Origin of the sequence: Hydrogenophaga sp. (assembly GCF_036675665.1) — a bacterium.
Taxonomy (GTDB): Bacteria; Pseudomonadota; Gammaproteobacteria; order Burkholderiales; family Burkholderiaceae_C; genus Hydrogenophaga.
The window spans coordinates 1-3,292 of the sequence record NZ_JAKFEO010000080.1 but is presented as its reverse complement, the minus strand read 5'-3'; the positions used below and the strand labels follow the sequence as shown (position 1 = coordinate 3,292).

General features: G+C 64.5%; 1 protein-coding gene. It reads left to right on the top strand.

Annotated features, from left to right (window positions below):
• Window positions 1–3,253 (top strand): amino acid adenylation domain-containing protein (locus tag V6M63_RS19700; RefSeq protein WP_332744645.1); only part of this gene is annotated, 3,253 nt, incomplete at its 5' end.
• Window positions 3,254–3,292: the final 39 nt, after the last annotated feature.

Below are 3,292 nucleotides of genomic sequence, written 5' to 3'. Positions count from 1 at the left end.
TTGCACTGCCGGTGAGCATGCCGGGGTCACGCCGTCGGACTTCAATCTGCTGTGTCTGTCGCAAGCGCAACTGTCGGCGCTGCCGGTACCGGCGCGGGAGATCAGCGATCTCTATCCGTTGTCACCGATGCAGCAGGGCATCCTGTTTCACAGCCTCAACGAGCCGGACGGCCGGGCCTACACCAACCAGTTGCGGGTCGATGTGCGGCAGCTGGACGCTGAACGTTTCCGTCAGGCCTGGCAGCAGACGCTGGAGGCCCATGAGATTCTGCGCACCGTCTTCGTCTGGCCCGAGGACGCCGACGCGGCGGTGCAGATTGTCCGGCAGACGGTGCAGATGCCCATGACCGTGCAGGACTGGCGCGGTCGTGATGACCTTCAAGCTGCGCTCGACCAGTTGGCCCGGGACGATCTGGCCGCCGGTTTCAATCTGGATCAGGCCCCGCTGTTGCGCGTGTTGCTGGTGCGAACCGCTGAAGCGGTGCATCACTTGATCTACACCAGTCACCACATTTTGATGGACGGCTGGAGCACCTCGCAGTTGTTCGGCGAAGTGCTGCAACGCTATGCCGGCATGACCCCGGCGGCGAACCCGGGCTGCTATCGCGATTACATTGAGTGGCTGGGGCAGCGTGACGTTCAAGCCAGTCGCGAGTTCTGGACCACGGCACTGGCCGATCTGCAAGAGCCGACCCGGCTGGCCAGCGCCATGCCGGTCAGCCAGACACCGGTCAGCGGTTATGCCGAGTACCAGCATGTGTTCAGCGAGCAGCAGACCGGCGACCTGAATCGCTTCGCCCGCGAACAGAAAGTCACCCTCAATACCCTGATGCAAGCCGCATGGCTGGTGCTGTTGCAGCGCTATACCGGCCAGGACACCGTGGCCTTCGGTGCCACCGTGGCCGGTCGTCCGACGGACTTGCCCGGCGTCGAGCAGCAGATCGGCCTGTTCATCAACACCTTGCCGGTGGTGGCGTCGCCGTCCGCCGAGATCCCGATCGGGCAATGGATTCAGCAAGTGCAGCGCCTCAACCTGGCCCTGCGCGAACATGAGCACACACCGCTCTACGACATCCAGCGTTGGGCGGGGCAGGGCGCGCTGTTCGACAGTATTCTGGTGTTCGAGAACTACCCGATGGCCGAAACGCTGGCCCAAGGCTCTGCCACCGGCCTGGAGTTTTCCACCCTTTCGCGTCAGGAACAGACTAACTATCCACTGACGCTGGTGGCGGTCAGCGGTCGTGAGTTGACCCTGGGCTTGAGCTTCGATCAGGCCTGCTTCGATCACGCCACCATCGCCGACCTGAGCACCCAGCTCGAAGGCCTGATGATCCAATTCATGGCAGACGCTTCGCAGCCTTTGGGCGCATTGCAACTGCTGGACGGCGCCTCGCGTCAGACAGCTGTCGATTGGGGCAAGGCCGCGATCACGGCGCTGGATTCGCGCAGCGTGGTCGAGCGCATCGACGCGCAGGCACAGCGCCAGCCGCAGGCTGCGGCGGTGTTGTTTGCCGAGCAGACCCTCGATTACCGCACCCTCGACGCCCGGGCCAATCGACTGGCGCACAAGCTGCAGGCGCTGGGTGTCGGGCCGGAAGTGCGGGTCGGCGTGTGCATGCGCCGCACCCCGGACATGCTGGTCGGGCTGCTGGCGATCCTCAAGGCCGGCGGTGCCTACGTGCCGCTGGACCCGGAATATCCGCAAGAGCGCTTGCTGCACATGCTCGAGGACAGTTGCGCCGCAGTGCTGCTGACTGAAGCCGCGTTGCAGGCGATGTTGCCCGAGGCGTTGCCGTCGCAAGTGCTGTTGGTCGAAGAGGGCGCCGAGTGGCTCGCCGGGTATCCGTCCACGGCACCGGTCAGTCGCATCGTTGCGCAGAACCTGGCCTATGTCATTTACACCTCCGGTTCCACCGGCAAGCCCAAGGGCGTGGCGATCACCCACGCTAACCTCGCGGCGCTGATCCAGTGGTCCCAAGGTGTTTACCGCGACGAGCAGCTGCATGGCGTGCTGGCCTCGACCTCGATCTGCTTCGACCTGTCGGTGTGGGAGATTTTCGTCACCCTGGCCAGCGGCGGTTGCATGGTGCTGGCGGACAACGCCCTGGCGTTGCCAGAGCTGCCGGCCCGTGAGCGGGTGACGCTGATCAACACCGTGCCGTCGGCGATTGCCGCACTGCAGCGGGCCGGGCAGATTCCTTCGTCGGTCACCACCATCAATCTGGCCGGCGAGCCGCTCAAGCAGACGCTGGTCGATACGCTGTACGCCAGCACCTCGGTCAAGCAGGTTTATGACCTGTACGGGCCGTCGGAAGACACCACCTATTCGACCTTCACCCTGCGCACCGCCAACGGCCGGGCGAACATCGGGCGGCCGCTGGACAACACCGTGGCCTACCTGCTCGACAGCCAGTTGCAGGTGCTGCCGGCGGGGCTGGCGGCGGAGTTGTACCTGGCCGGTGCCGGCGTGACCCGGGGCTATCTGCTGCGTCCGGGCCTGACCGCTGAACGCTTCGTGCCGGACCCGTTCGCCACCAACGGTGAGCGCCTGTATCGCACCGGCGATCTGGCACGCCAGGGACCGGACGACTCGATCGAGTACATCGGCCGTGCCGACCATCAGGTGAAAATCCGTGGTTTCCGCATCGAACTGAGCGAGATCGAAGCCCGGTTGCTGGAGCAGCCCGACGTGCGCGAAGCCGTGGTGCTGGCGCAGGAAGGTGCAGCGGGCAAGCATTTGCATGGGTATGTGGTGACGAGCCAACCGGTCAGCGTGGAAAGCCTGCGCGCAGCCCTGGCCAGCCGTTTGCCGGCGCACATGGTGCCAGGCCATCTGCACGTGATCGACGCGCTGCCGTTGACCCCCAACGGCAAGCTCGACCGTAAGGCCCTGATGGCGCTGGGCGGCCATCCGACGCTGCAGCGTTACGAAGCGCCGAGCACCGAACTGCAATGGCAAGTGGCGAGCGTCTGGCAAGAGGTGCTGGAAGTCGAGCGCGTCGGCCTGACGGATAACTTCTTCCAGCTGGGCGGGCATTCGTTGCTGGCGACGCTGGTGGTCACCCGGATCAAGGAGCGCCTGGGGGACAAGGTGCCGCTCAAGGCGCTGTTCGAAGCCGACACCCTGCAAGCGTTCTGCGCCCGCATCGAGGCCTTGCGTGTCGAATTGTCGCCGGTTCAGGACGAATTGGCTAAATCCCTGGAGGCCCTCAAACGTCTATCCCTCGATGATCTGGAAAAACTGATTTCTTGAGGGGAACAACGCGTGCAAGAGTTAATCGAGTCGGTAGGA